The organism is Exiguobacterium sp. s128, from assembly GCF_018618815.1.
Classification (GTDB): domain Bacteria; phylum Bacillota; class Bacilli; order Exiguobacteriales; family Exiguobacteriaceae; genus Exiguobacterium_A; species Exiguobacterium_A antarcticum.
The window spans coordinates 113,848-139,770 of sequence record NZ_JACSMT010000003.1 but is presented as its reverse complement, the minus strand read 5'-3'; the positions used below and the strand labels follow the sequence as shown (position 1 = coordinate 139,770).

Below are 25,923 nucleotides of genomic sequence, written 5' to 3'. Positions count from 1 at the left end.
TTCTGTGATGCCTTTTCGGAACACTTCGGTAGAAGTACGGACGAGTCCGAGACCGTAGTCATATACGAACGTCAAATCACAAGAGAGGCATCTTTGACGTGGGACATCCAGTTCGATCCACAAGGCACCGACTCCCCACGCATGACCGTGTCGAAAACGACGACGTTTTTTCGAATGCAGGATGGTCTTTTTTTCGCATAGCGGACAAGGGATTTCATGTGTATCAGGAATGACAGGAAATACGTGCGGTTCTTCATCGGACGACATCTGGATTTGAAAAAGGGCTGGAAGCGGAAGAATTAATTTGATAAACTGTTGGGACAAGGCGAAAACTCCAATCGTGGTTTGTCTAGACAACAATTACGATACCGGGGTTTTCGCTTTTTTTCTATGTTCGATTTAAAATCCGATGGATTTTATGTGTCAACCACACCTTATGGTGATGAGCCAAATAAATGGAGAATCGTACGCAATCTGTAAGGCAGATTTATTAATTAAAGGTGAAGATGCACGTAATATTCGTCTAGGCAATACATTATCGAATGATCAATTTTCTCAAGAGAGATTCGATTATCTGATTTCAAATCCGCCATATGGTGTCGACTGGAGATCGTATCAAAAACCTATTATTGATGAGCATGAGAATCTAGGTACTAACGGTCGCTTTGGTCCGGGTACACCTCGTTCAAGTGACGGACAGCTATTGTTTTTACTGCACTTAATTTCAAAAATGAAGCCTATAACAGCTGAAAATCCACAAGGATCACGTTTAGCGATTATTATGAACGGTTCACCGCTGTTTACAGGTGATGCTGGCTCTGGTGAAAGTGAAATTCGTCGTTACGTACTTGAAAATGATTTAGTAGAAGGCATTGTCGCGTTACCGAACGATTTATTTTATAACACTGGTATCGCTACATATGTTTGGATTTTAACGAATAATAAGGCGCCACTGGCAAAAGGGAAAGTACGTTTAGTCAATGCAGTAGACTTCTCGAAAAAAATGAAGAAAAGCATGGGAAGTAAACGTAACGAAATTACAGAGGAACAACTTGCAGAAATTGTTCGCCTATATGGAGAAGCGCAACCAGGTGAGTACGTTAAGACTTTTGATAATGAAGACTTTGGCTACTCAAAAATTACAGTCGAGCGTCCCTTACGATTAAATTTCCAAGTGACGGAAGAACGTTTAGCACGTGTTGTAGAGGAAAAAGGCTTTTCAAACTTAGCAACATCAAAGAAAAAAGGTGATGCAGGTCATTTTGAAATTGAAGAAGGTAAAAAACTACAAGCACAAATTTTATATGTATTACGTACATTAAAAAGTGATGCCATATATAAAAATCGTGAAGAGTTTACGAAAATTGTAAAGTCTGCACTCAAAGAAGTAAGTATTACAGCTAGTGCACCTGAATTAAAAGCGATTTTAGCAGGTCTATCAGAAAAAGATGAAACAGCTGATGTATGTATGAAAAATAAAACAGATATCGAGGCCGATAGTGATTTACGTGATACGGAGAGTGTACCGTTAAAAGAAAGTATCCAAAATTACTTTGATAATGAAGTGTTACCGCACGTACCTGATGCATGGATCGATGAAACAAGAACAAAAATCGGTTACGAAATTCCATTTACACGTCAATTTTATAAGTATACCGCCTTACGTAGCTCGACAGAAATTATGGACGAAATTCGTGCATTGGAAGTGGAGATTGCAGAACAGTTGAAAAAGGTGATGGAATGAGTCAAGAATTATGGTCTAAGAAAAAAATTACCTGGTTATTTGATGTAATAGGAAGTGGCACTACTCCTTCAGCTTCTAATGAGAGTTATTATAATTCTCCAGATAAAGCATGGTTAAATACAGGAGACTTAACAGATGGTTATATAGAAAAAACATCTAAATATGTTTCACAAATAGCCTTGGAAAAATATTCAGCACTAACAGTTTTTCCAAAAGAATCATTAGTCATGGCTATGTATGGAGCTACTATTGGTAAACTGGGAATAACAAAATATGAAACTACAACTAATCAAGCTTGCTGTGTATTAGCTAAACCTAAAGATATATTAACAAAATTTGTATTCTATTGGTTGATGGCACATCGAATAGAAATTATTAATCTTTCTCAAGGTGGAGGACAACCCAATATTAGTCAGGGAATTATTAAAAATATAAGAATTGCTGTACCCTCAATTGAATTACAGAATAAAATAGTGTCTTTAGTTGATAAAAAATTTGAAGAAATAAATCATGTAATCAAACAAAAAGAAAAAGTAATGGCTCTTTTAAAGCAACAAATCCAATCGATTATTACAGAATCTGTAACAAAAGGTTTAAATCCGAATGTGAAAATGAAAAAATCAGGTGTTGAGTGGATTGGTGAGATTCCTGAACACTGGAAGATAAAAAAAATTAAGCATATAACTCAAGTTAAACGAGGTGCGTCACCAAGACCTATTGATAATCCAATGTATTTTGATGATGATGGAGAGTTTGCATGGGTACGTATAGCTGATGTTTCAAAATCAGGAATGTATTTAAACAAAACATTACAAGCATTATCGGAATTAGGATCCTCATTGAGCGTCAAACAATATCCAGGAGATTTATTTGTCAGTATAGCAGGAACTGTTGGAAAACCATGCATAACTAATATCAAGTGTTGTATTCATGATGGCTTTGTTTACTTTCATGACTATCAGTACAATAATAAATTTTTATATTATATATTTGCGTCTGGTCAATCATATAAAGGACTCGGTAAAATGGGAACTCAATTAAATTTAAATACAGATACTATTGGAGAAATTAAAATACCTTGGCCACCAGTCGAGGAACAAGACGAAATCATAAGCAAATTGCAAGAAAACATAAGTAAAATTGATAACTTAGTTGAAATAGTAGCCAATCAAATAGAGAAACTAAAAGAATACCGGCAATCCCTAATCTATGAAATGGTAACAGGCAAAATTGATGTACGTAATATTGAAATAGATTAAGTGAGGTGAATTGTAATGGCGATGGATACATCAGAAAAAGGCTTCGAAACGAATATTGAAACAACTTTAATTGCGAATGGTTACACAAAGCGCATTCTTGAAGGTAAGGCAAGTAGTGCTTTCAAGCAACACGCTATCGACGTAGAGGAACTTTTCGCTTTTTTAGAAGAAACTCAGGAAAAACGTATGCGTACGCTAGAAAAGTCGTATGGTCCAATGTATAAAGTAGAAATATTGAAGCGTATTAAAGATCAGTTGCATAAACAAGGATTAGTTGAATGTTTACGTAAAGGTATCAAAGACCGTGGTGTGACATTACAGCTTGCGTTTAATAAGCCACCGACAGACATGAATAAGACATTAAACGAGCAGTATACAAAAAATCGCTTTAATGTGTCTCGCCAAGTGTATTATAGCGACAAGCATAACAATAGCTTAGATATGGTTTTATTCTTAAACGGATTACCTGTCGTTGTCATGGAGCTGAAAAATCCGCTGACGAATCAAACAGTAGAACATGCGATGAAGCAACTAAAAAATGATCGTGATCCACGAGAACAGTTATTTACATTTAATGAGCGTGTGGCAGTATACTTTGCAGTAGACTCGGATGAAGTATTTATGGCAACAAAGCTCGATAAAGCAAAAACATACTTCTTGCCCTTCAATAAAGGTAATCAGGACGGGAAAGGCAATCCTGGAGTTCATAACAATTATCGGACACATTATTTATGGGACGAGATTTTGACACCTGATAGCTTACTGGATATTTTATATCGTTTCATTTTTATTAAGAAGGACGAAATCAAAGACTCAAATGGTGGGACGATTGGTGAACGTCAAATGTTGATTTTCCCACGTTTTCATCAGCTTGATGTTGTACGTAAGTTGGAAGCTGATGTAAATGTAAAGAAGGTCGGACATAACTATTTAATTCAACACTCGGCAGGATCAGGAAAAACGAATTCAATTTCCTGGCTTGCACATCGACTAGCAAAGTTGCATACAGAGAATAACAATTCAGTGTTTAGTAGTGTAATTGTAATTACTGACCGTCGTGTACTCGATAAGCAATTACAAGACGCAGTGTATCAACTAGAGCATAAAGCAGGCATGGTTGAGCGTATTAATCAAGATTCTGATCAACTCGCAAACGCAATAAATAATGAAACAAGAATTATTATTACGACGTTACAGAAGTTCCCTTACATATTAGAAAAAGTGTCGGACTTAAATCGGAAAAAGTATGCAGTCATTATTGACGAAGCACATTCCTCTCAAGGAGGTAAAGCTTCAACCGCTTTAACGAATGCATTATCGGATAAGACGTTAGAAGCTGCTTACGAAGAAGATCGTCTTGCAGAAGAAAACTTAGATGATGTAGACGAGAAAATCGTAGAAGCTATCATGAGAAGTGGTAAACAAGATAATGTGTCATTCTTTGCTTTTACAGCAACGCCGAAACCAAAGACACTTGAGAAATTTGGCACGATAGGAAAGGATGGCAAGCCAACGGCGTTCCATCATTACACAATGCGCCAAGCGATTGAAGAAGGCTTTATTTTAGATGTTTTACAAAACTATACATCGTATAAAACCTTTTGGAAGATTGCAAAGACAGCAAATGATGATCCTGAAGTGTCAAAGAAGCAAGCAACTAAAAAGCTTGCACAATATGTGTCATTGCATCCGCATAGTATCGCACAAAAAACGGAAATCATTATTGAACATTATCGGAATTTTGTACAGCGTAAAATCGGTAGTCGGGCAAAAGCGATGGTCGTGACAGCAAGCCGTTTACATGCGGTGCGTTATAAAATTGCCTTCGATAAATACATTACCAGCATGGGCTATGCTGACATGAAAACGATTGTTGCTTTCTCAGGGACGGTGAAGGATGGCGCGATTGGTTATACAGAGACAGATATGAACAGTTTTTCCGATAGAGAGTTGCCTGCAAAATTTCATTCAGACGAGTACAAAGTATTGCTTGTAGCTGAAAAATATCAAACAGGTTTTGATGAGCCATTGCTACATACAATGTATGTCGATAAGCCCCTTAGCGGAATTAAAGCAGTACAAACACTATCTCGTTTAAATCGTACATGCCCTGGTAAAGAAGATACATTTATACTCGATTTTATTAATGATCCTGACGATATTAAGGAATCCTTCCAGCCATATTATGAGTCGACAAATTTATCAGAAGTAACAGATCCGAATATTTTGTACGATTTACAGGCTGAAATTGAGCCATATCAAATATTTACAGAAGATGAAGTAAGACGAGTAAGTGAATTAGAAGTAGCTGGTGGTGTAACAAAGTCTGTAAAGGCCCAAGCTGAGTTAAATGCCATTCTTGATAAAGGTGTCGAACGTTACAAACAGTTGCCGGAGCAAGAACAAGAGGCATTTAAACAAGCAATAATGAAATTCTCACGTACGTACGGTTTCATATTGCAAATTGTAACTTTCATTGATATTAGCTTACACAAACAGTATATTTACTTAACATATTTACTTCGAAAACTACCACGTTCAGCAAATGATAAAGATGTGTATCTAGCAGACGATGTGGCACTCGAATATTATCGCAACCAAAAAGTGTTTGAAGGTGAGATTGGATTAGAGAAAACAGGTGGCGCAGATCTTGATCCTCAAAAATATGGTGCTGGTGTTGCAGAGGATGAAAAAGTTTATTTATCGAGTATCTTAGATAAATTAAATGAACGATTTGGTACAGAGTTTACGGAGTCTGATTTCCTTTCTCGGGAGCAAGTAAAGCAGGATATGCTAAGTGACGATGACATGCGTCAAAAAGCAGCCAATAACACAAAAGAAAATTTTAAATTCGCTTTTGAAAAAACATTCATGGATTTTGTACTTGACCGCATGAGTAGCAACGAGGAGTTCTTTAAAAAGATACTGGAGAACAGTGAGTTTAAGATGTACATTATGGAAGATATGATGAATGAGGTTTATGGGGAAGTGAATGGATAATATTGTTCTTGTTAAGCTTATAATTTTAGAAAAATAGCTTTAATTTCTATCGGTTGAAATTAAAAGTATTTAGTATGAATATAGTATCTTTAAATGGAGGAGTAAAGTAGTGATTTATAGCGGGAAGATTGAAATAGAAGGCTATTTTTCAGATGATTTAACTCATCGGTACTATTTAAAGCGAAAATATAAAACTGATAAATTTTCGTTTCTAGGTAATCGTAAGCTATGTTATATATTAATCAATCCTTCTTTTTCAGATGAACTATTATTTGATAAAACAAATATGCTTGCTTCTAACATTGGAGTGAGAAATGGGTTTAATGAAATTATAATTTTGAATATGTACTCACTAATTACTAAAAATAAAAACCAGTTAAAGAAAAGCTTAGCTCTAGGTAATGACGTAATTAATGATGAAACAATACTAAATGAATGTTTAGGGGCGCACAAAATTATATTGTCATGGGGAACGGATAGTGAGTTTCAGGATAGACGCAAAATATTAGTGGATATGCTTAACGATAATGACCTTATGGATAAAACCTACAAAATTGTATATACAGATAAAAACGGGAAATTGTATAATGCTGCTCACTTGAGCATGTATTTAACCGATAACCCTTGCAATTTCAAAGTGGAAAAATTGGGCTGTAACTAAATTATATATGAGCAATAGCTAAATCATTTTAATTGAATAGTCAAAAACCCTTGTAAATATCAAGGGTTTTTACATTTTAATATACAAGTAAGGTACTTTACTTATTAGTTAAAAATCTATATTACGTTAATAAAAAGAAGGTGTAAGTAATAGCACTTACCCACGAATTTGGGATTATTGATAACCACAAAAATCTTTTGAGATATATTGATTATGAATCAAAGAAATTTAATTGTATTAGTGTTGGTGACAACGTCGTTAGCGACTTAATGGAGCAACTGTTAATCATGAAAACATATTTCCAGACATTTAATCGACCAGCTTGTGGTTTGGCGTACCATGGCACTACAATTATTCCGCCTGAGTCACTATCGTTATTTTGTGATATCGTCATTTCTTCAAGTTGTTTAAAAAAATCTGCTGATCTTCAAGAACTGGTTTTGATTATCATAAGAGCGATAGAAGAAAAAAAGCATATGATTCATTTCGGAATTTAATTTTGAAAGGTCTGATCAAAATCGAAACGAAATTGATTATTTTACGTGGTAATTCTGGAAGCGGGAAAACAACAATTGCAAAATTACTTCAAAAAAGTTTAGGGGAAGAAACACTGCTGGTTTCACAGGATATTGTACGTCGCGAGATGTTGATGGTTCCGGATTTGCAGGGGAATATGTCAATCGAGTTGATCAAAAGAATTACAGAGTTTGGTAAAGGTACATGCAAAGTGGTTATTTTAGAGGGGATATTGAAAAAACAAGTTTATGAAGAACTACTACTTGATCTCGTTAACTACTTTGATTATCACGTCTATGCCTATTACTTTAATTTACCTTTTACAGAAACGGTCGAGCGACATAATTTACGTTCTTCTGCAAAAGAGTTTGGAGAAGCACGTTTAAATACCTGGTGGATTCCTCATGATCAGTTAGGAATAAATGGAGAAATGATGCTCACCATCGATATGAGTCAACAAGACATCGTGGACTTAATTCTTCATCAAATCAATGAATCGCCCTGTTCATAAAAAGGGGAATGTACCGGATTACGCGTATACTACTTAAACGACATCTTTGTTGATTAGAAATGTAGTGCAGAGCAATCCAAGATTTCAAAAAGGGTTACGTGTTACGTTTTAATCAAGTACACCAAAAGAACTTATTTTTTCATATTATGTTTTTATGGAAATGGAGCTGACACCTATGATACGACGTGCCACCTTGATGGATGGAAAGGCCTTATCGGATTTGATGCGACGAATTGATCGGGAAACGAAATATATGTTGTACGAACCGGAAGAACGCAGCATGTCGACGGAGCAGGCGGAAGCGTTCATTGAACGGTTTGGTCAGGCGGCGAACTCGGACATCTTCGTCGTCGATGTCGATGAGCAACTTGTCGGTTATGTGTTGGTCGTCGGTGGCAAACCAAGCCGAATCCGTCACCGGGCGAACCTTGTGATCGGCTTGCTCGATGCCTATACGGGTCAAGGTCTTGGTGCCGGATTACTCGAAGCCGTCGATGCCTTTGCCGTTGAAGCAGGGCTTGTTCGGCTGGAACTGACGGTTCGGAAAGATAATCTGCGGGCAATCGAGCTTTATCATAAGTTTGGCTTCGACATCGAAGGAACACGGATTGCCTCGCTGTTCATTGACGGCGAGTACGTCGACGAACTGGCGATGTCGAAGATTTTTACAGCAGAAGAAACCTAAAAAAGATGCTCGATTGCCTCCTCTCAGATTGAGACGGGACAGACGAGCATCTTTTTTATTGGGACAATTTTTGTTGTTCAAACTCAACTTCGAGGACATTTTTGGCATAATCCTTACCCCAGTCGTACATCGCGTCTAAAATCGGCATCAGGCTGTAGCCATGTGGCGTCAATGAATATTCGACCTTCGGCGGAACGACCGGATAGACTTCCCGGTGGATGATATGGTGATCTTCCAGCTCCCGTAACTGATTGACGAGCATCCGTTGCGTGATACCGGGCATCAGACTTTTCAGCTCTCCGAAGCGTTTGGTGCCTTCTTTACCGAGATGCCAAAGAATCAGCATCTTCCATTTCCCTCCGATGATTGATAGGGTCAATTCTTTTTCGCAGTTAAACTGCCGGTCTTCAAAATGTGGCATCGTTCCACCTCCTTTTTTAGTATAGTCCTTCTTGTCATCGACAGTATACTTTTCCGCACTATGTATGAAAAACCGCACTATGTAAATTAAAAGTGCGTACTTCCTAAGTTCGTCTATGAGGATTATATTTAGTCATGTTCCTTCACGAACGTCAGAAGGAAGTGCCAGGATCCATAAATAGAGAGAAGAATAGGAGAGATCAATTATGAAATTACAACTCGCGATCGATTTAGTCGATACAGCAGGTGCCATCGCTTTAGTCAAAGAAATTGGTGAAGAAAACTTGGATATCGTTGAGATCGGGACACCGGTCGTCATCAACGAAGGTCTTCGCGCCGTGAAAGAAATGAAAGCGGCATTCCCGAACTTAACGGTTCTCGCCGACTTAAAAATCATGGATGCTGCCGGCTATGAAGTCAGCCAAGCTGTCGCACACGGTGCCGACATCGTGACGATTCTTGGAGCAGCCGAAGATATGTCGATCCAAGGTGCCGTTGAAGAAGCGAAAAAATCAGGCAAGAAGATTTTGGTGGATATGATCGCTGTCAAAGATATCGCGACACGTGCGAAAGAGCTTGATGAACTCGGTGTTGACTACATCTGTGTCCACACAGGTTACGATCTTCAAGCCGTCGGTCAAAACTCGTTCGAGGATCTCGCAACAATCAAGTCCGTTGTTAAAAATGCTAAAACAGCAGTTGCGGGTGGAATCAAGATGGAGACATTACCGGAAGTCATCGCAGCACGCCCAGACCTCATCATCGTCGGTGGCGGGATTACCGGACAAGACGACAAACAAGGAACAGCGTCAACGATGCGTCGGATGCTGCAAGAGGCGTAAATGACACATATTCAAACGATTGTACAAGAGCTGACGTCGACGGTCGAAGCGATTGATCAAGCCGAGACGACACAACTCGCGGAAGCCGTTCTGAAGGCAGACCGGATCTTTCTCGCTGGAGCCGGTCGCTCCGGCTTAATGGGCAAAGCGTTTGTCATGCGTCTGATGCACATGAACTTCGATGCATATGTCGTCGGTGAGACGGTCACAGCGAACTTGCGCGAAGGGGACTTGTTGATCATCGGATCAGGATCCGGTGAGACGAAAACACTCGTCCCGATCGTCGAGAAAGCGAAGCAGATCGGTGGAACCGTCGCGGTCGTCACGATTGAGCCGACGTCGACACTGGCGAAGTTAGCGGATCTTACCGTCAAGCTGCCGGGAGTGCCGAAAGAACGGACAGCGACGGCGGACGAAACGGTCCAGCCGATGGGATCATTGTTTGAACAGACGATGTTACTGTTTTATGATGCATTAATTTTACACATCATGGCGGCGAAACAACTTGATTCAAAAACGATGTACGGCAAACATGCCAATTTAGAGTGAAATAGATATGTGAAAAAGATTAGTCCTCTTCTTAAATTGAAGAGATGGCTAATCTTTTTTTTGAGGAAATTCTCCTTTCCCTTCTTTGTCAGTTTGATGAAAAGCGTCATGATGAACCGTGCGATACTGGAAGAAAGGGAAAACATGGAGAGGGAGAGACCTATGCGATTTAAACGAACATGTTTGGTCAGTGCCCTAGTGATTACGGGTATCTTGACCGGTTGCGCGGAACCGGAACAAATTCCTGCATCCAGTCAGCAAGAAACGAAATGGATAGACGATACCACTACTGATGGTGGAACGACATCAGACGCCATCGTGAAGAGGATTAAGGTTGATGCATTCCCGCAAGATGCAGATTCATTTGAAGAAGGTGTCCGTCGTCATCTGGAGTTTCAATTTAGGGACGGGACGTCGGCTCATCCGACAGCGACCGATCTTTGGAGCAGTGTCGTCGTCGGAGACCGTGCCTATGTCACTCTCCAGTATCCGAAAAGTGCTAAGCGTCTTGCCATCTTGACGTACCAACGTCAGGCAAAGAGCTGGATTTTAAAGAGCGGTCTCTATGAAGATATCAAACAGATAAAAGCAACCAGTGCGGCGAACGGTCTGAAGCTACCGTTCTCAAAATTTCAATCAATTGGCAGTAGTTCAATTTCCAGTGAAGACTCCGGTCGCATGTGGCTATTTTATACGAAAACTGATGCTGTAGTAATCACCGTCCTTCCGAAACAGAACGTTCCTTCATCTGATTGGAAGACAAGCAGACTTGCAGACGGTCGAACGGCTTACGTGCAACAGAAAAAGAAAGGTACAAACCTGTATTATGTAGATGACGATCAACTCGTCCTTGTGACCGGAAATCTGTCGCTTTCGCAACTGCAACAGTTGGCTGTGACGATCGCTCCCGTCAGCTCAGATGGTTTTCCGTACCCGACGTAAACAAAGAACCCGGAGGCCATGGGGCATCCGGGTTTTTTTGTTACCACTTCATATCAAAATCAGCCCCGACGTCTTTCGCGAGGTGCGCATCCGATCCGTAAACGAGCGGAATCCCTAAAGACTGCGTGATTTGCAGGAGTTCCGGGTAAGGATAGGAAAGACCGCATAACGGTTTGCGCAGTCCTGCCGTATTGAGATCGAGCGTAAAGTCGGCCTGGCGGATTTTACGGACGGTCTCGTCGAGGTTCGCCGGCGTCTGCTCAAGCGGATAGGCTTGGATGAACTTCGTCGGCAACGTCAGGTGACCGAGGCGTTTTGGTTGATGGGTCCCGAGGTTCGTCATGACAAGCGCCTGGATGCCTTCGTAATACCGTTCGTGAGCGGCCGTGACACTGCCGGTCGTTGTGACGATCTCACCAAAACTTTCCTTGCTGAAGTCGACCATGTAATACCGGTCCTCGATCCAAAGGTAATGCAGGGACAGGATGCCGTCCGTCAGCTCGGGACCATAGCGGGCGATGATGTCACGCGTGCCGTCGACGTCATGCTCCCAGTAATCAAACTCCATCCCGATCCGGATGTCGATATCATTTTTGTATGTGTCGCGTAATGTCTTCAGTTCTTCAATGTAGCGTTCGGCTGTCGCGAACGACATCCCGGAATCGTTGTCGGGTGCCGGATCGACAAGTCCTTCCGGCAGCGGGGCGTGTTCGGTGAAGCTGATCCGTTCGAGACCTTGTAACAGGGCGCGTTCGATATACGCTTCGAGTGGATCCTTTGTTCCATGCGGACAATACGGGCTGTGGACGTGACCGTCCCATTTAATCAATTGCATGACAAAACCTCCAATATGTTTTTTTCAGTACGAAAACAGGCAAAAGGATTGACAATCGAACCACAAAAAAGGTATCTTATCGTTAAATAATTTAGCGTGGTACAGTGATAACAAGATAAAGGAGTGGCGACATGCAATCATTTTCTACGATTCGACTCAAAGACGGGGCGACGGACTACGTCGGGCAATCAGCTGAACGCCTGCAACGTGTCATCCGCCAACTCGAGGATGGGCTCGAACAATCTAACTATACCCGATTAATCACCCCTTTAATTGAAGAAGTCGGTGGCCGGGAACAAATTCGGATGGATTTTACGACAAGTGTCGCGCGGGCGCTCAGTGAGCGGGGCCGCGAACAATATAAGCGCGTCTTTTACAGTGGTTCGGTCTTCCAGCCGGAAGAAAAGTTCCAAGTCGGTTTTGAAGAACGGGGCGTCATTGCCGAGGTCGAAGCGATCCAACTCGGTGTCCGGTTGATCGAAGAATTGACCGGTAAAGAAGTGACGTTGTCGATCGGCGACGCCGGACTGATTGAACACTTGATTGAAACGCGGGTCGGTGATCACCACCTGCGGGATCAAGTGACCCAGATGTTGCGGTTACGGAACGTCATCGAACTGAAACGGATTGCCCGGGAACTCGATGATGCCTTGCTCGCCAAACTCCCGCTCTTGTTTGGTCGCGAAGGGGCGGAACAGATTTTGCCGTATGTCGACGAAACCCGCTTAAATGCCGTCATCGATTTAGCAGACGCCGTCAATGCTGATCTCGACTTCGGACAGATGGGGCTGCAGACGTACTATGATGGCGTGACGATTCACGGTTTCATCGAAGGTGTGACCGAGCCGGTATTGGTCGGAGGACGATATGACCGGCTGTACGAACAATTTGGTCAGGAACAACAAGCGTTCGGGATCGGATTTTCCGTCGAACGACTCGCGGAGGTGCTCTAAATGCGGATTGGGATTACGAAAGGCCGGCTGTCGAAAACGACGGAACGGTATTTAAAAGAAGCAGGCGTCGAAACGTGGGGAGCGATCGAACGTGAATTGATCGTCAAACGCGGCGAACACGAATTCGTCTTCATGAAAGGATCAGATTTGATTCCGTACGTCGCCCAAGGCGTCCTTGATGTCGCAATCACCGGCAGCGACATCCTGCTCGAATCGGATCAGGAATTGTCGGAACTGGCAGAATTACCATTCGGGATTTGCCGGATGTCGGTTTGTGCAAAAGAACCGTTGCAGTTCGAAGGCGGACGCCGGGTCCGGATTGCGACCAAATATCCGGTCATCGCAAAACGTTACTTCAGTGAACTTGGTGTCGATGTCGATATCGTGCCGCTGAACGGTTCGGTTGAACTGGCACCACTACTCGGACTTGCCGATGCAATCGTCGATATCGTCGAAACGGGTGAAACACTCCGGGCGAACGGTCTTAATGAATACGAAAAAATCATCGATATCAACGCCCGATTCTTTACAAGCGAGTGGACGTTGAAACGCAAACGCGTCGAAGTGATTCAATTACTCGAACAGCTGACAGAAGGAGTGACTCGGTAATGGCAACGACAAAAAACTTCAGTGTTGACCGTGAGACGGAGCAAGCCGTCCGGTCGATTCTGGAACAAGTGGCAAACGACGGCGATGCAGCCGTCCGTCGCTATACAAGTGAATTTGACCGCGTTGATCTGACAGACTTCCGTTTAGATGAAACGAAAATCCAAGAAGCGTTTGATCAAGCCGATCCGAATCTGGTCGACTCGTTAAAACTGATGGCGACTCGACTGGTCGAGTGGCACGAACAAGAATTGCCGTCCGACATCGAGCTCGTCGAAGCGGACGTCACCCGTCGCCAACGGTTTGTTCCGGTTGACTCGGTCGGGATTTATGTCCCGGGCGGAGCAGCAAGTTATCCGTCAACCGTCCTGATGAACGCGATTCCGGCTAAAGTCGCCGGCGTCGAGCGGGTCGTCATGGTGACACCGGTCACCGGACTGAGCACGGAAGTATTGGTCGCGGCGAAAATCGCCGGTGTGACAGAAATCTATACAATTGGTGGCGCCCAAGCCGTCGCTGCCTTGACGTTCGGCACGGAATCGATTCAAGCGGTTGATTTGATCGTCGGACCGGGCAACCGGTTTGTTGCGGAAGCGAAACGCCAAGTCTACGGCATCGTCGGCATCGATTCGGTCGCGGGACCGTCAGAAGTCGTCGTCATTGCTGATGAGACGGCGCATCCAGACCGGATTGCCGCCGATTTACTCGCACAAGCGGAACACGATCGTGACGCGGTCGCGATTGCCTTTGTCCCGACAGAAGCAATGAAACGTGACGTCGATGAGGAACTCGAACGTCGCTTGTCAGTACTCCCGCGGCAAGAGATTGCACGCCGGGCGATGGAAAACGGTGGCGTCTTCGTTGCCTCACTTGATGAAGCGATTGCAGAAGCGAACCGTTTGGCTGCCGAACACTTGGAACTCGCCGTCGCGAACCCGCAAGAGGTCGTCAAGTTGATCCGTCACGCCGGGATGATTTTCCTCGGACACGAAACACCGGAAACACTTGGCGATTATGTCGCCGGGACAAACCACGTCTTACCGACGTCGGGGACGGCACGCTTTGCGTCCGGCTTATCGGCACGAACATTCTTACGTCACCAGACGCTGCTCGAAGCGACACGGGAAGGTGTCGCCCGACTGGCGAATGCTGCAAAAACGGTCGCTCGGGTCGAAGGACTCGAAGCACACGCACAAGCGATAGAAGTGAGGGAGAATTGATGCGATTACACCAAAACGAACGTTTTACACCACACAGCCGGGTTGGCATCGAGACGATCAAACAACTCGTCGAGACGTTTCCGATCAATGAATATCCGATCGAAGTCATCGATCAAGCGAAAGCATCGTACAGCGCCTACGCCGGTGTCCGTCCGACGCAGCTCGTGGCCGGGAACGGCTCCGACGAACTGATTGGTTACCTCTGTGCCCGCTACGCCGGACCGGAGTCACCGGTCATCGCCTCGCAACCGGACTTCGTCATGTATCAGTTTTATGCTGACCGCGCACGGGCCGACTTCAGTAAAGTCCCGTTGCTCGACGGGATGGCGCTTGATGTCGACGGATTACTTGCTGCCCCAGGCAACATCATCTTCCTCAGTCACCCGCATAATCCGTCGGGGACCTTACGGAAAGAACAGGATGTCCGCCGATTGCTCGACAGTGGAAAATATGTCGTGATTGATGAAGCCTACATCGATTTTGCCTTTGAGCAGTCGATGATCGGTCTGCTCGACGAATATCCGAACGCGATCATTCTCCGGACGTTGTCGAAAGCGTTTGGTCTCGCGTCACTGCGACTAGGCTTCCTGATTGCCAGTGAACAGGTCGTCGCGGAAGTCGAATCGATCAAGTCGCCGTATAACGTCTCCGGACTCTCGGCTGCCGTCGGGATCGCCATCATGGCCGAGCCGGAACTGGATCTCGTCTTGGAAGAGACGTTCGCGAGCCGGGACACGATTACCCGTCTGGTTGAACCGCTTGGCAGAACGTATCCGAGTGCTGCGAATTTTGTTTACGTTGAATACGAGGAAAACGAGCGCTTCACCGAACGTTGTGCCAAAGCCGGACTGCGGATCCGTTTGTTTGACGGAGCCTTCCGTGTCAGTTGCGGCTCGAAGGAAGCGATGGAAATCTTAGAGAAATGTGTAGAGGAGGAACTGCAATGCGTCGTGGGACAAGTGAACGAGTAAGTTCAGAATCAGAAATCAAGGTCGCGGTCGACCTCAGTGGCGGACCGGTTGAGATCAAGACAGGGGTCGGCTTCTTCGACCACATGTTGACCTTGTTTGCCTTCCAGGCCCGAATCGGTCTTGTGATTGAAGCGAAGGGTGATCTCTGGATCGATGCCCACCATACGGTTGAAGATACGGCGATCGTCCTTGGGGCGGCCTTGACGGAAGCGTTAGGCGACAAAGCCGGTATCGAACGGTACGGTGAATCGCGTGTGCCGATGGACGAGACGCTTGCCTCGGTTGTCCTCGATTTCAGCGGTCGTCCGTATACGGTCTTCCTCGCCGAATTCAAAAATCCGAAGCTTGGCGATTTTGATACGGAACTGGCGGAAGAGTTTTTCCAAGGCTTGTCCCGCAGTGCCCGGATGACGATTCATGCGCAAGTTCTCTACGGTTCGAACACCCACCACATGATTGAAGGACTGTTCAAGGCACTGGGGCGGGCTGTCCGTCAAGCGGTTGCTGTCACCGGTGATGGCGTCCCGTCGACGAAAGGACTGATTGACCAATGATCGCGATCGTAGATTATGGTGTCGGCAATATCGCCAACATCGAACGGGCGTTAAAAGAGCTCGGGGAAGCCGTCATCGTCACGAGTGACCTAGAACTGCTCGGACAGGCGGAAGCGCTCGTCTTACCGGGTGTCGGCGCCTATTCCCCTGCAATGGCCCGACTGCAAGAAACGGGATTAATCGAGTTCTTACAGGAACAAGCGACGAAAAAACCATTCCTCGGGATTTGTCTCGGGATGCAACTGTTGTTTGAATCAAGCGATGAGGATGGACAGACGCAAGGGCTCGGTATTTTACCGGGAACGGTCGAAAAGTTACCGAGTAACGTCCGCTTGCCCCACATGGGCTGGCATCAGTTGACGAACCATGGCGAAGCCGTTTATTTCGTCCACTCGTACGGTGCCGTCTGTGAACCGGACTGGATCGTCGATTCGGTCGAATACGGACGACTCGTTCCGGCCATCGTCCAAAAAGACTTGGTGACGGGAATGCAGTTCCACCCGGAGAAGAGTGGCGAAGTCGGATTGAAATTACTTAAGGAATGGAGAGAGACGACATGCAACTCTACCCAGCAATCGATTTAATGAGCGGACAGGCCGTCCGGCTCAAGCAAGGTGATTTTCAACAGCAGACCTTTTTCGGGGATGCGTTGACGATCGCGAAACGGTTTAAAGAAGATGGTGCGACAGCGATTCACCTGATTGATTTGGATGGGGCAAAAGCCGGCGAACCCCTGCACTTGAGCCTGATCGCGGACATCAAAAAAGAAACCGATTTGTTTGTCGAAGCCGGTGGCGGTGTCCGCAACATCGAAACGGTCGAAGCTTACGTTGGCGCCGGGATTGACCGGATCCTGATCGGCACGGTCGCTCTCGAAGACGAAGCCTTGCTCGAACAGATGATTGAGCGGGCCGGTGATAAGTTGGCTGTGGCGCTTGATGCCAAAGATGGGATCGTCCAGACACGTGGCTGGCTCGAAGCGAGTGACTGGACACTTGACCGGGCGATCGAACACTTGATTCAAAAAGGCATTAAGACCTTCTTATACACGGACATTTCCCGCGACGGGATGATGCAGGGACCGGATGTCGACGGACTGGACCGCTTAAAACGGGACGGCGTTGAACTGATTGCGTCCGGTGGCGTGACGACAGTCGAAGACGTGGCCCGCTTAAAAGAAATCGGGATGGACGGTGCTGTCATCGGCCGTGCCTTGCTCGACGGCTCACTCTCGTTGAAAGAGGTGCTTCGCGTATGTTGATGAAACGGATCATTCCTTGCCTTGACGTCAAGGAGGGACGCGTCGTCAAAGGCGTGAAGTTTCAAAATCTGCGGGACCTCGGCGATCCCGTAGCCGTCGCGAAATACTATTACGAACAAGGGGCCGATGAACTTGTGTTACTTGATATCTCGGCAACGCAAGAAGGACGCGACACGATGCTCGATATCGTCGAGCGTGTGGCGGAAGTCATTTACATGCCGTTTACGGTCGGCGGCGGCATCAAAACGCTTGAAGACGCCAAACGGTTGATCCGTGCCGGTGCCGATAAAGTCTCCCTCAATTCATCGGCGTTACAGAATCCGCAACTGATTCAAGACATCAGCCGTCTGTTTGGTGTCCAGGCGACGGTCGTCGCGATCGACGCCAAGCGGACAGGTGACTCGTGGGGTGTCTTCTCGCACGGCGGCACACAAGCTGTCGGCCGGGACGCCATTGAATGGGCGCAGGAAGCGGTCTCGCTTGGAGCCGGTGAACTGCTCGTCACGTCGATGGATGCGGACGGAACGAAGGACGGCTACGACTTGGAATTGATCCAACGCTTGCGCGAAGTCGTCAATGTCCCGTTGATTGCCTCGGGTGGCGTCGGGACACTCGAACATTTGGCGGAAGGGCTCGAAGCCGGAGCTGATGCGGCGCTCGCGGCCTCGATTTTCCACGAAGCGACCTATACGATGCCGGAGACGAAGGACTACTTGAAGGCGAGAGGAGTCGACGTCCGATGATCAAATTGAATTTTTCGAAGGGACTCGTCGCGACCGTGATTTTAGATGAGACGACGAACGACGTCCTGATGGTCGGTTTCATGGATCAGGCGGCGTACGACAAGACGCTTGCGACCGGACTCGTCACGTTTTTCTCACGGACGAAAAACCGACTTTGGACGAAGGGCGAGACGAGCGGGCATACGCTCGAACTACGCCGTATGTGGATTGACTGCGATCAGGACAGTCTGTTGATCACCGTCAAAGCCAACGGACCGACGTGCCATACCGGCAATCGGACATGTTTCTATACAGAAGTGGAGGTGCCGCATGCTACATGAACTCGAACGAACGGTAAAGGAAAAAATCGCGTCACAAGATGAGGCGTCTTATACGAACTACCTGGTCAAAGCAGGCCGGGAAAAAATCGCCAAGAAGTTTGGTGAAGAAGCGTTTGAAGTCGTCCTCGCAGGCGACGATACGCTCGCGGAGGAAACAGCGGATTTACTGTATCATCTGACGGTGTTGCTTGCTGATCGGGGTGTTTCGTTTACGGACGTCGAAGCGGTCTTGAACGAACGCCATGGCACAAAGTCGACGTTCAAGGATCGACCGGATATCGAACAGTGGTAATCGATGACTCTGCATTCCTAAAACGGGATGCAGAGTTTTTTTGCTGAAAAAAATGGGAAAACAACATAAGAAGTGTCATCAAATCGTCAGAACATTTTGATAGGCATTTAGTAGAAAGCGGGCGTATAATCAAGAACATAGTCTGTTTGTCCAGAAAGTAGGTGTCATCTTGATCACGAAAAAAGAAATCACGAAAACGATCAAAGACCAATCAAAGGAAACGATTGAAGAGTTGCTCGCAAAAGGTGATTCGTTAAAAGAAGAGATTGCCAGTGCGATTACCCATGGTCTCGGTGTCATCTTTAGTATCGTCGCTTTGGTCCTGCTTGTCCTGCAAGCCTCGAAGTCGGGTAGTGTTTGGAACATCACGGCCGTCAGTATCTTTGGTGCAACGATGATTCTGTTGTATCTGTTCTCGACGCTGATGCATTCGCTGATGCATACAAAAGCCAATAAAGTCCTGCAGATTCTTGATCACGCAGGAATCTACTTATTGATTGCCGGGAGCTATACACCGTTTGCCTTGATTACGTTACGCGGACCACTCGGCTGGACGTTGCTTGGAATCGTCTGGGGCGTTGGTATTCTCGGTATCATTTGGAAATTGTATTCGACCGGAAAATACGTCTGGATTTCGAACGCCTCGTATTTGATTCTCGGCTGGTGTTGTCTGTTCGCGATTAAACCGATGTATGAAGCGCTTGGCTTACAAGGATTCCTTCTCCTGCTGGGTGGGGGACTCGCCTATTCACTTGGTGTCATCTTTTACGTCTGGGCACGTTTGCCTTACAATCATGCGATTTGGCATCTGTTTGTCCTCGCCGGCAGCATCTTGATTTTCCTGTCGATTTTCTATTACGTCGCACCGGCATCCGCACCGCTGTCTTGAAGAAGCTCAAGTTACGGGACTGGCTCCCGTTTACACTCTACATGCTGATTGGCGTCGGACTGCTCCTGTATTTCCGCTTTTCGGGAATGATGGAGCAGTTTGATATTCAAGCGTTATCTGACTGGATTCGTCAGCAAGGCGCCTTCGGCATGTTGCTGTACATATTAGCCTATACGATCCGTCCGCTCGTCTTTTTCCCGGCGAGCCTGTTGACCGTTTTTGGCGGCTATACATATGGACCATGGCTGGGAACGATTTTGGACGTCATTGGTGCCGGGACCGGCAGCTTACTGAGCTTTTGGATCGCGCGCCTGCTCGGTCGGCGCGGGATTGAAAAAATCATCGGCACCGGCAAATTAACGGCACTTGATGAACGGATTGCGACGAATGGCTTTGTTGTCGTCTTGATCGTCCGGCTGATTCCATTTTTTCCGTTTGATGCGATCAGTTACGCGTCAGGTCTATCAAAAATTAAATTTAGACAGTTTGCGCTTGCGAGTTACCTCGGCATCATTCCGGGTGCCTTTGTCTACAACAACATCGGCGCAAGTTTACGTGATCCATTTTCCTGGCAGTTTTTCTTTGCGATTTTCCTATACCTCTTATTTTTTATGGTTGGATTTTTTGCACAACGTAAACTTCGGAAAAAACAAAACAATGAGCACGTGTAAGCGCTTTATGTCATAATATGAATGCAGAGATGTGAACCGACATGGTAAAACAGCCTAGCATTTATTTAGGGGGAGTAATGAGTGATGGAACGAGTATTACGGGATGGTTTTATCTTTTTATCGCAAAATAAGACATTGAATGGTCTGGCGAAACGGTATGGTCTGAAATTCGGTGCAGGTCGCTTCGTCGCGGGGGATTCACTTGAAGCTTCGAAACGTGCGATTCAGGGCTTAAATGCAAAAGGATTGTGCGTCACGATGGATCACCTCGGGGAGTTCATCTCGACCGTAGGAGAAGCGGAAATGATGACGCAGGAATGTATTCGTGCGGTAGAAATGATTGCGGAAGAGAAATTAGACTCGCAACTTTCACTGAAATTGACATCGCTCGGTCTCGATATCTCGGATGAATTGATTCGTTCGAACATGGAACGGATCTTAACACGGGCAAAAGAAGTTGGTGTCTTTGTCACGATCGACATGGAAGACGAGCCGCGTTGTGAAAAGACGATTCAACTGTTCGAAGAATTACGTCAGTCATTTGATAACATCGGGACGGTCATTCAGTCGTACTTGTACCGGTCGGAAGACGACATCAAACGTGTCGGACGATTCGAGACGAACTTACGGATCGTTAAAGGCGCGTATAAAGAGCCGGCAACGGTCGCCTTCCCGGAAAAAGAAGATGTGGATCATAACTACATCAAGCTCGTAAAACTTCAACTGTCACTTGGTAACTATGCTGCAGTAGCGACGCATGACGATGCGATGATTGAACAAATCATCCGTTATGCGAAAGACAATGGCATCGGCAACGACAAGTTCGAATTCCAGATGCTGTACGGCATCCGTGTCGAGCGACAACTTGAACTCGTGAAGCTCGGCTATAAAGTTCGGGTCTACGTTCCGTATGGTCGTGACTGGTACGGCTACTTCATGCGTCGCTTAGCGGAACGTCCGGCGAACGTGGCGTTTGTGCTTAAAGGAATGGTCAAAGGTTAATAGGGGAACATGAGATGGAGCTGTCATGGCTTCATCTTTTTTTATCATTTTTTAATAATTGTTCGAAAGATTTTTACGTCCCTTGCTTTCCTCGGGCGAGACGCAAGTCGCGGCTCTTTGACCCATGGGATCAACGAGCCGGGTCTCGCCTGTCTCTGACAGCGCAAAAAAACGCGCTTTTTCCCGTAGGAGTCACGGGAAGCAAATCTTTCTTCACTGAGTACATATACTACATAGGAGGCACGGTCATGGATGTAACGGAACAGCAGTTGAAAGTGCAGCTGCAACGAGAGAATACTGTTATTTCGAAGGAATTGCTTGATCAGATGCTGCACCATATCGGCAGTTTGGATCCGGCTTTACGGGACGGACTCATTTATCCGCGGCTGGCTGAATGGATTATGTCGGAAGAGTTTTCCGCAATATCAGCTGAACGGATCGTATCGTTTGTTTTGAGTCAGGACGGCTTATTTCATCAATTGACGGAGCCGGATGACACCGCCGTCTTCACCCGTTCTTTTTCGGCTTTGCTTTTGGCGGCAGTATTGGAAAAGGATATCGCGAAGCCACAATTGGACGAGAAGAGATACGAACAGCTCTCCGAACGATTGTTGACGTATCTTAAAAACGAAACAGATTTTCGAGGATTTGTTCCTGACTATGGTTGGGCGCATAGTATTGCCCATATTGCCGACGTCTATGATGCTTGGTTCAAGCATCCCCGGTGTCAGATCAGAAATGAGCAAGCAGCGATTGCCCGGTTCATCGAGATTTTGATGACACCGGACTGTGTTTTTATCGATGAAGAACAGGAACGTGTCATCACAGCTTGGTTAGCGGCAAGAGAACGAGGAATGACAGACGAAATCTTGTTCACGACGATTGAGACATCAGTCCAAGCCTTACTTGATCTACCGGTAAATTGGAGCGACGAACGATTTACTGTCCTCCGCAATACAAAACAATTATTACGGACACTGTATTTTCGGGTGAAATGGCAAGACAAGACATCTATGCTCCCGGAACTGATTGAACACTTGCTGTTTCAAATCCATCAACGCTATCAGTAAACGAAAAACAGACGTGTCCACTCGACTTCTACGGGAAAAGGAAGCTTGCTTCCGTCAGGGACAAGCAAGACCCGGTCATCGCTAGATGGGCGCGGCTTGCGTCCCGCCCGAGAAAAGCGGGTGGACATACGTCTGTTGCAAATAGGTATTTTTTTTAATCTCTTGTCTGAAACGCAAACAAACAGGAAAACGCATGGGACTGATCAAGCAACCGGTGACCGGTCATGACGGCACCTTCTTTTTGAATGACGGCTTCATCAAGCAACGTCCAGCCAAGTTCATTTGCCAGTTGGAGAAGTTCCCACGGCATCATCGTATTACCCATCGGTGCGTCTTCTCCGTACAGGCGACGATAGGACAATGCCCGTGGTGCTGCCGTTGGTCCAAGTAGACTGATGACGACAAGCGGAGCGACCCGGCTAATTTCGCTTAGCACCGTGACAGGACGCGTCGACCATTCGAGTGAATTGACAGCAAGGACGGCGTCAAACGTATCATCCGCAAACGGTAACGCTTCACCGGTTCCGACGACGAAGTCGAGTGCCGGTGATTTGTCACGGGCGATTCGTACCATTTCTTCCGATAAATCCAGTCCTGTCACCTGAAACGCGTCTGCAAGCAGACGGCAGGCCGCACCGTCGCCGCATCCTAAGTCGAGTAAGTTGCCGGACGTGATGACGGATTTCAGAAACGGGATGATGGTTTTCCGGCTGCCTGACGTCCACATCATCTCCGATCGTTCCGCCCAGTCCGTCGCTTTTTGATCCCATAATTGTTCTGTCGATTTCATGAGAACTCCCCCTTTTGATTTCAGTTTAACAGGGAAATTTGACCAATAGCTGAATTTTTATTGCTACTGAATGATAATTCATTTATGATGGAGATGTAGAAGGAAGCAGTGGAAAAACGGACGGCTTCTTTTTTTGTCAGAATAATGAATGGTTGTTCATTCAATTACGAATCAGGGGGTCTATCATGGCGAGTCAAATCGGTCAGCCGACCACAGTACACACGACGAAACATATTCAATTCGCCGTCATTATCGGTTCAGGGGTCATGGGTGCAGGGATTGCCGCACACCTCGCGAACGCGGGAATCCGGACATTGATGCTTGATATCGTACCAAAAGAATTAACGGCGCAGGAGACAAAACAAGGGTTGACGCTCGAAGATGCGGCAGTCCGGTCACGGATTGCCCGCGACAACCGTCAGAAGTTACTCAAACAAAATCCGGCACCACTGGCTTCGAAACAATTACTCGATTTAATTGAAGTCGGAAACCTCGAAGACGACTTGGAACGCCTCAAAGAAGCGGACTGGGTGATTGAAGTCATCGTCGAACGGCTTGACGTCAAGCAACAGCTGTTTGCGACAATCGAACCGTTCTTGCGCGAAGATGCGATCGTCAGCTCGAATACGTCAGGAATTTCAATCGAAGCGATGCGTCAAGGACGTTCGGATTCCTTTAATGCCCGCTTCCTCGGCACACACTTCTTTAATCCGCCGCGTTACTTGAAGTTACTCGAATTGATTCCGACGACGGATACGGCTCCGGAAGTCGTCCAGTTCATGAAACAGTTCGCAGAAGAACGTCTTGGTAAAGGGGTCGTCATCGCTAAAGATACACCAAACTTCATCGGCAACCGGATTGGTACGTACGGTCTGCTTGTCACACTCGACGAGATGAAGAAGGGCGGCTATTCGATCGGGGAGGTCGATTCCGTCACCGGACCATTACTCGGTCGTCCAAGCTCAGCGACGTTCCGGACGCTTGATGTCGTGGGGATCGACACATTCGTTCACGTCGCGAACAACGTCTACGACTTGTTACCGGACGGAGCGGAAAAAGACACGTTTGCCGTGCCGGCAGAAATGAAACGGCTGGTCGACGAAGGGTCACTCGGGGCGAAGTCGGGTCAAGGCTTCTATAAAAAAGTCGGTAAACAGATTCTGGAACTCGATCTTGCGACTTTTGAATACGTCGAAAAGAAAGCGCTTACCGAACCGTCGATCGGTCAAGCGAAAGCTCTTCCGGGCGCAAAAAATAAACTCAAAGCCGTTGTCTTTGCGAAGGACCGTGTTGGTGCTTTGCTCTGGCCGATTCATGCGAAGACGTTACTGTACTCGGCTCAACTGACACACGAAATCGCGGATGACATCAAAGCGATTGACGAAGCGATGAAATGGGGCTTCGGTTGGAAGATGGGACCGTTCGAGACATGGGATGCGCTCGGCGTCGAGAAGACGGTTGCGAAGATGAAGCAGGACGGCTACGATGTCCCGGCTTGGGTCGACGAGATGCTCGCAGCAGGCGTCACCAGCTTCTATAACGAAGACGGTCAGTTCTATGATGCACAGTCACAAACGTATGTCGGCGCTGCCGTCAATCCAAAAGAAATCCGTTTACGCGACGTTCGAAAATCAAACGGCGTCCTGCTCGAAAACAACGGTGCCCGCCTGATGGATCTCGGAGACGACGTCGCGGTTCTCGAATTTACGTCGAAGAGTAATGCAATCGGCGTTGATATCATGCAGATGATCGAACAGTCGATTGATCTCGTCGAAAAAAATCACCGTGGTCTTGTCATCGCAAACGATGGCAAAAACTTCTGTGTCGGGGCGAACCTGGCAATGATGTTGATGGAAGCTGAAGATGAGAATTGGTTCGAACTTGACTGGATCATTAATAAGTTCCAGCAATCGATTCAGAAAATCCGCTACGCGTCACGGCCGATCGTCGTCGCTCCACAAGGGATGACGCTTGGCGGCGGAACAGAGATTTCACTTCCGGCAGCGCGTATCCAAGCAGGACTTGAAACGTATATGGGACTGGTCGAAGTCGGTGTCGGTCTGATTCCAGGGGGTGGCGGGAACGTCAACACGTATCGTCGTCTGCTTGAGAATACACCGGACGGACTCGTCAACATCGAAAAGGCCGCGCAGAAGACGTTTGAGAACGTCGCGATGGCGAAAGTCTCGAAATCAGCCTTTGAAGCACGGGAACTCGGTTATGTCCGGACCGTCGATCAAATTTCGATGAACCGTGATCACTTGACGTTTGATGCAAAACAGCTTGTCCTTGAGCTCGACCGGACAGGATACACGGCACCAGCGCATGCAAAGATTCCGGTCGTCGGTCGTGCCGGGAAAGCGACGCTTGAACTCGCGACGCGCGAGATGTTCTACGGCGGTTATATCTCGGAACACGATTTAAAAATCGCCAGTAAACTTGCACACGTCATTGCCGGCGGAAACGTTTCGTTTGGCACGACGGTCGATGAGCAGTACATGCTCGATATCGAACGGGAAGCGTTCCTGAGCTTGATTGGTGAGATGAAAACACAACAGCGGATGCAGCATATGCTTGTCAAAGGCAAGCCGCTCCGTAACTGATGACTGGGGGGATT

General features: G+C 46.4%; 24 protein-coding genes and 3 pseudogenes. 23 read left to right on the top strand and 4 right to left on the bottom strand.

Annotation, left to right across the window (positions count from 1 at the left end; genetic code table 11):
• Positions 1–324, bottom strand: a pseudogene (locus tag KNQ13_RS02595) (hypothetical protein); the annotation flags it as partial.
• 124 nt (positions 325–448) lie between these two features.
• Between KNQ13_RS02595 and KNQ13_RS02590 the strand changes: the two are divergent.
• The 6 genes and pseudogenes from KNQ13_RS02590 to KNQ13_RS02565 form a co-directional block, all read left to right on the top strand.
• A pseudogene (locus tag KNQ13_RS02590) lies at positions 449–1,744 on the top strand (HsdM family class I SAM-dependent methyltransferase); the annotation flags it as partial.
• Positions 1,741–3,003, top strand: coding sequence for a restriction endonuclease subunit S (locus tag KNQ13_RS02585; protein ID WP_209548048.1), 1,263 nt, complete (start codon positions 1,741–1,743; stop codon positions 3,001–3,003). The pseudogene KNQ13_RS02590 and the gene KNQ13_RS02585, both read left to right, overlap by 4 nt.
• A 15-nt stretch (positions 3,004–3,018) precedes the next feature.
• The gene (locus tag KNQ13_RS02580; protein ID WP_209548047.1) at positions 3,019–6,003 is read left to right on the top strand and encodes a type I restriction endonuclease subunit R; all 2,985 of its coding nucleotides are present in this window, start codon (positions 3,019–3,021) and stop codon (positions 6,001–6,003) included.
• 109 nt (positions 6,004–6,112) lie between these two features.
• Positions 6,113–6,664, top strand: a complete 552-nt coding sequence (locus tag KNQ13_RS02575) for a DUF1643 domain-containing protein (RefSeq protein ID WP_209548046.1) — start codon at positions 6,113–6,115, stop codon at positions 6,662–6,664.
• A 508-nt stretch (positions 6,665–7,172) separates the two neighbouring features.
• The gene (locus KNQ13_RS02570) at positions 7,173–7,691 is read left to right on the top strand and encodes an AAA family ATPase (RefSeq protein ID WP_251027323.1); all 519 of its coding nucleotides are present in this window, start codon (positions 7,173–7,175) and stop codon (positions 7,689–7,691) included.
• A 175-nt stretch (positions 7,692–7,866) separates the two neighbouring features.
• Positions 7,867–8,376 (top strand): GNAT family N-acetyltransferase, encoded by a 510-nt coding sequence (locus KNQ13_RS02565; protein WP_209548045.1) that lies wholly within the window; start codon positions 7,867–7,869, stop codon positions 8,374–8,376.
• A 55-nt stretch (positions 8,377–8,431) separates the two neighbouring features.
• Here KNQ13_RS02565 and KNQ13_RS02560 read toward each other — a convergent pair whose 3' ends face one another.
• Positions 8,432–8,797, bottom strand: coding sequence for a winged helix-turn-helix transcriptional regulator (locus KNQ13_RS02560; RefSeq protein WP_012371239.1), 366 nt, complete (start codon positions 8,795–8,797; stop codon positions 8,432–8,434).
• A 205-nt stretch (positions 8,798–9,002) separates the two neighbouring features.
• On the opposite strand from KNQ13_RS02560, the gene hxlA reads away from it, so the two are divergent.
• The 3 genes from hxlA to KNQ13_RS02545 all read left to right on the top strand — a co-directional run bounded on the left by hxlA (position 9,003) and on the right by KNQ13_RS02545 (position 11,129).
• Positions 9,003–9,638, top strand: a complete 636-nt coding sequence (gene hxlA / locus KNQ13_RS02555) for a 3-hexulose-6-phosphate synthase (RefSeq protein WP_026827605.1) — start codon at positions 9,003–9,005, stop codon at positions 9,636–9,638.
• Positions 9,639–10,187, top strand: a complete 549-nt coding sequence (hxlB, locus tag KNQ13_RS02550; protein WP_026830084.1) for a 6-phospho-3-hexuloisomerase — start codon at positions 9,639–9,641, stop codon at positions 10,185–10,187.
• A 162-nt stretch (positions 10,188–10,349) separates the two neighbouring features.
• Entirely contained in the window at positions 10,350–11,129 is a 780-nt protein-coding gene (locus KNQ13_RS02545; RefSeq protein ID WP_209548044.1) for a hypothetical protein, read from the top strand.
• Between the two features lie 40 nt (positions 11,130–11,169).
• Here KNQ13_RS02545 and hisJ read toward each other — a convergent pair whose 3' ends face one another.
• A complete protein-coding gene (hisJ, locus tag KNQ13_RS02540; RefSeq protein WP_209548043.1) occupies positions 11,170–11,964 on the bottom strand; it encodes a histidinol-phosphatase HisJ in 795 nt (264 codons plus the stop codon).
• Positions 11,965–12,095: 131 nt separating this feature from the next.
• On the opposite strand from hisJ, the gene KNQ13_RS02535 reads away from it, so the two are divergent.
• The 13 genes and pseudogenes from KNQ13_RS02535 (at position 12,096) to KNQ13_RS02470 (ending at position 22,516) form a co-directional block, all read left to right on the top strand.
• A complete protein-coding gene (locus KNQ13_RS02535) occupies positions 12,096–12,917 on the top strand; it encodes an ATP phosphoribosyltransferase regulatory subunit (protein ID WP_026827608.1) in 822 nt (273 codons plus the stop codon).
• Positions 12,918–13,526: an ATP phosphoribosyltransferase gene (gene hisG / locus KNQ13_RS02530; RefSeq protein ID WP_012371233.1), complete on the top strand. Its 609-nt coding sequence runs from the start codon at positions 12,918–12,920 to the stop codon at positions 13,524–13,526.
• The gene (gene hisD / locus KNQ13_RS02525; RefSeq protein WP_209548042.1) at positions 13,526–14,743 is read left to right on the top strand and encodes a histidinol dehydrogenase; all 1,218 of its coding nucleotides are present in this window, start codon (positions 13,526–13,528) and stop codon (positions 14,741–14,743) included. Before hisG ends, hisD begins: the two co-directional genes overlap by 1 nt.
• Complete coding sequence (locus KNQ13_RS02520; RefSeq protein WP_209548041.1) at positions 14,743–15,714, top strand: pyridoxal phosphate-dependent aminotransferase; 972 nt, start codon at positions 14,743–14,745, stop codon at positions 15,712–15,714. Before hisD ends, KNQ13_RS02520 begins: the two co-directional genes overlap by 1 nt.
• Positions 15,687–16,268 carry an imidazoleglycerol-phosphate dehydratase HisB gene (gene hisB / locus KNQ13_RS02515; protein ID WP_012371230.1) on the top strand — a complete coding sequence of 194 codons (582 nt, stop codon included), beginning with the start codon at positions 15,687–15,689 and terminating at the stop codon, positions 16,266–16,268. Before KNQ13_RS02520 ends, hisB begins: the two co-directional genes overlap by 28 nt.
• Positions 16,265–16,852 (top strand): imidazole glycerol phosphate synthase subunit HisH, encoded by a 588-nt coding sequence (hisH, locus tag KNQ13_RS02510; RefSeq protein ID WP_209548040.1) that lies wholly within the window; start codon positions 16,265–16,267, stop codon positions 16,850–16,852. Before hisB ends, hisH begins: the two co-directional genes overlap by 4 nt.
• The gene (hisA, locus tag KNQ13_RS02505; RefSeq protein WP_209548039.1) at positions 16,825–17,529 is read left to right on the top strand and encodes a 1-(5-phosphoribosyl)-5-[(5-phosphoribosylamino)methylideneamino]imidazole-4-carboxamide isomerase; all 705 of its coding nucleotides are present in this window, start codon (positions 16,825–16,827) and stop codon (positions 17,527–17,529) included. The genes hisH and hisA overlap by 28 nt, the downstream gene beginning before the upstream one ends.
• The gene (gene hisF / locus KNQ13_RS02500) at positions 17,523–18,272 is read left to right on the top strand and encodes an imidazole glycerol phosphate synthase subunit HisF (protein ID WP_014971134.1); all 750 of its coding nucleotides are present in this window, start codon (positions 17,523–17,525) and stop codon (positions 18,270–18,272) included. The genes hisA and hisF overlap by 7 nt, the downstream gene beginning before the upstream one ends.
• Positions 18,269–18,884 (top strand): annotated as a pseudogene (gene hisIE / locus KNQ13_RS16290) (bifunctional phosphoribosyl-AMP cyclohydrolase/phosphoribosyl-ATP diphosphatase HisIE). Before hisF ends, hisIE begins: the two are co-directional and overlap by 4 nt.
• 223 nt (positions 18,885–19,107) lie before the next feature.
• A complete protein-coding gene (trhA, locus tag KNQ13_RS02485; RefSeq protein WP_209548051.1) occupies positions 19,108–19,773 on the top strand; it encodes a PAQR family membrane homeostasis protein TrhA in 666 nt (221 codons plus the stop codon).
• Positions 19,770–20,444, top strand: coding sequence for a TVP38/TMEM64 family protein (locus KNQ13_RS02480; protein WP_209548037.1), 675 nt, complete (start codon positions 19,770–19,772; stop codon positions 20,442–20,444). The genes trhA and KNQ13_RS02480 overlap by 4 nt, the downstream gene beginning before the upstream one ends.
• 84 nt (positions 20,445–20,528) lie before the next feature.
• The gene (locus KNQ13_RS02475; protein ID WP_209548050.1) at positions 20,529–21,446 is read left to right on the top strand and encodes a proline dehydrogenase family protein; all 918 of its coding nucleotides are present in this window, start codon (positions 20,529–20,531) and stop codon (positions 21,444–21,446) included.
• 248 nt (positions 21,447–21,694) lie between these two features.
• Positions 21,695–22,516 (top strand): DUF2785 domain-containing protein, encoded by an 822-nt coding sequence (locus KNQ13_RS02470; RefSeq protein ID WP_209548036.1) that lies wholly within the window; start codon positions 21,695–21,697, stop codon positions 22,514–22,516.
• A gap of 154 nt (positions 22,517–22,670) precedes the next feature.
• Here KNQ13_RS02470 and KNQ13_RS02465 read toward each other — a convergent pair whose 3' ends face one another.
• Positions 22,671–23,306 (bottom strand): class I SAM-dependent methyltransferase, encoded by a 636-nt coding sequence (locus tag KNQ13_RS02465; RefSeq protein ID WP_209548035.1) that lies wholly within the window; start codon positions 23,304–23,306, stop codon positions 22,671–22,673.
• A 185-nt stretch (positions 23,307–23,491) separates the two neighbouring features.
• On the opposite strand from KNQ13_RS02465, the gene KNQ13_RS02460 reads away from it, so the two are divergent.
• A complete protein-coding gene (locus tag KNQ13_RS02460) occupies positions 23,492–25,909 on the top strand; it encodes a 3-hydroxyacyl-CoA dehydrogenase/enoyl-CoA hydratase family protein (RefSeq protein ID WP_209548034.1) in 2,418 nt (805 codons plus the stop codon).
• Positions 25,910–25,923: the final 14 nt, after the last annotated feature.

Bases quoted from the DNA above. Each gene is read 5' to 3' on its own strand.
- hisG (WP_012371233.1), top strand. From the start codon at position 12,918: ATGCGGATTGGGATTACGAAAGGCCGGCTGTCGAAAACGACGGAACGG.
- hisD (WP_209548042.1), top strand. From the start codon at position 13,526: ATGGCAACGACAAAAAACTTCAGTGTTGACCGTGAGACGGAGCAAGCC.
- hisA (WP_209548039.1), top strand. From the start codon at position 16,825: ATGCAACTCTACCCAGCAATCGATTTAATGAGCGGACAGGCCGTCCGG.
- KNQ13_RS02520 (WP_209548041.1), top strand. From the start codon at position 14,743: ATGCGATTACACCAAAACGAACGTTTTACACCACACAGCCGGGTTGGC.
- KNQ13_RS02475 (WP_209548050.1), top strand. From the start codon at position 20,529: ATGGAACGAGTATTACGGGATGGTTTTATCTTTTTATCGCAAAATAAG.
- KNQ13_RS02580 (WP_209548047.1), top strand. From the start codon at position 3,019: ATGGCGATGGATACATCAGAAAAAGGCTTCGAAACGAATATTGAAACA.
- KNQ13_RS02470 (WP_209548036.1), top strand. From the start codon at position 21,695: ATGGATGTAACGGAACAGCAGTTGAAAGTGCAGCTGCAACGAGAGAAT.
- hisJ (WP_209548043.1), bottom strand. From the start codon at position 11,964: ATGCAATTGATTAAATGGGACGGTCACGTCCACAGCCCGTATTGTCCG.
- hisB (WP_012371230.1), top strand. From the start codon at position 15,687: ATGCGTCGTGGGACAAGTGAACGAGTAAGTTCAGAATCAGAAATCAAG.
- KNQ13_RS02585 (WP_209548048.1), top strand. From the start codon at position 1,741: ATGAGTCAAGAATTATGGTCTAAGAAAAAAATTACCTGGTTATTTGAT.
- KNQ13_RS02465 (WP_209548035.1), bottom strand. From the start codon at position 23,306: ATGAAATCGACAGAACAATTATGGGATCAAAAAGCGACGGACTGGGCG.
- KNQ13_RS02545 (WP_209548044.1), top strand. From the start codon at position 10,350: ATGCGATTTAAACGAACATGTTTGGTCAGTGCCCTAGTGATTACGGGT.
- hxlA (WP_026827605.1), top strand. From the start codon at position 9,003: ATGAAATTACAACTCGCGATCGATTTAGTCGATACAGCAGGTGCCATC.
- hisF (WP_014971134.1), top strand. From the start codon at position 17,523: ATGTTGATGAAACGGATCATTCCTTGCCTTGACGTCAAGGAGGGACGC.
- KNQ13_RS02460 (WP_209548034.1), top strand. From the start codon at position 23,492: ATGGCGAGTCAAATCGGTCAGCCGACCACAGTACACACGACGAAACAT.
- KNQ13_RS02560 (WP_012371239.1), bottom strand. From the start codon at position 8,797: ATGCCACATTTTGAAGACCGGCAGTTTAACTGCGAAAAAGAATTGACC.
- hxlB (WP_026830084.1), top strand. From the start codon at position 9,639: ATGACACATATTCAAACGATTGTACAAGAGCTGACGTCGACGGTCGAA.
- KNQ13_RS02535 (WP_026827608.1), top strand. From the start codon at position 12,096: ATGCAATCATTTTCTACGATTCGACTCAAAGACGGGGCGACGGACTAC.
- hisH (WP_209548040.1), top strand. From the start codon at position 16,265: ATGATCGCGATCGTAGATTATGGTGTCGGCAATATCGCCAACATCGAA.
- KNQ13_RS02565 (WP_209548045.1), top strand. From the start codon at position 7,867: ATGATACGACGTGCCACCTTGATGGATGGAAAGGCCTTATCGGATTTG.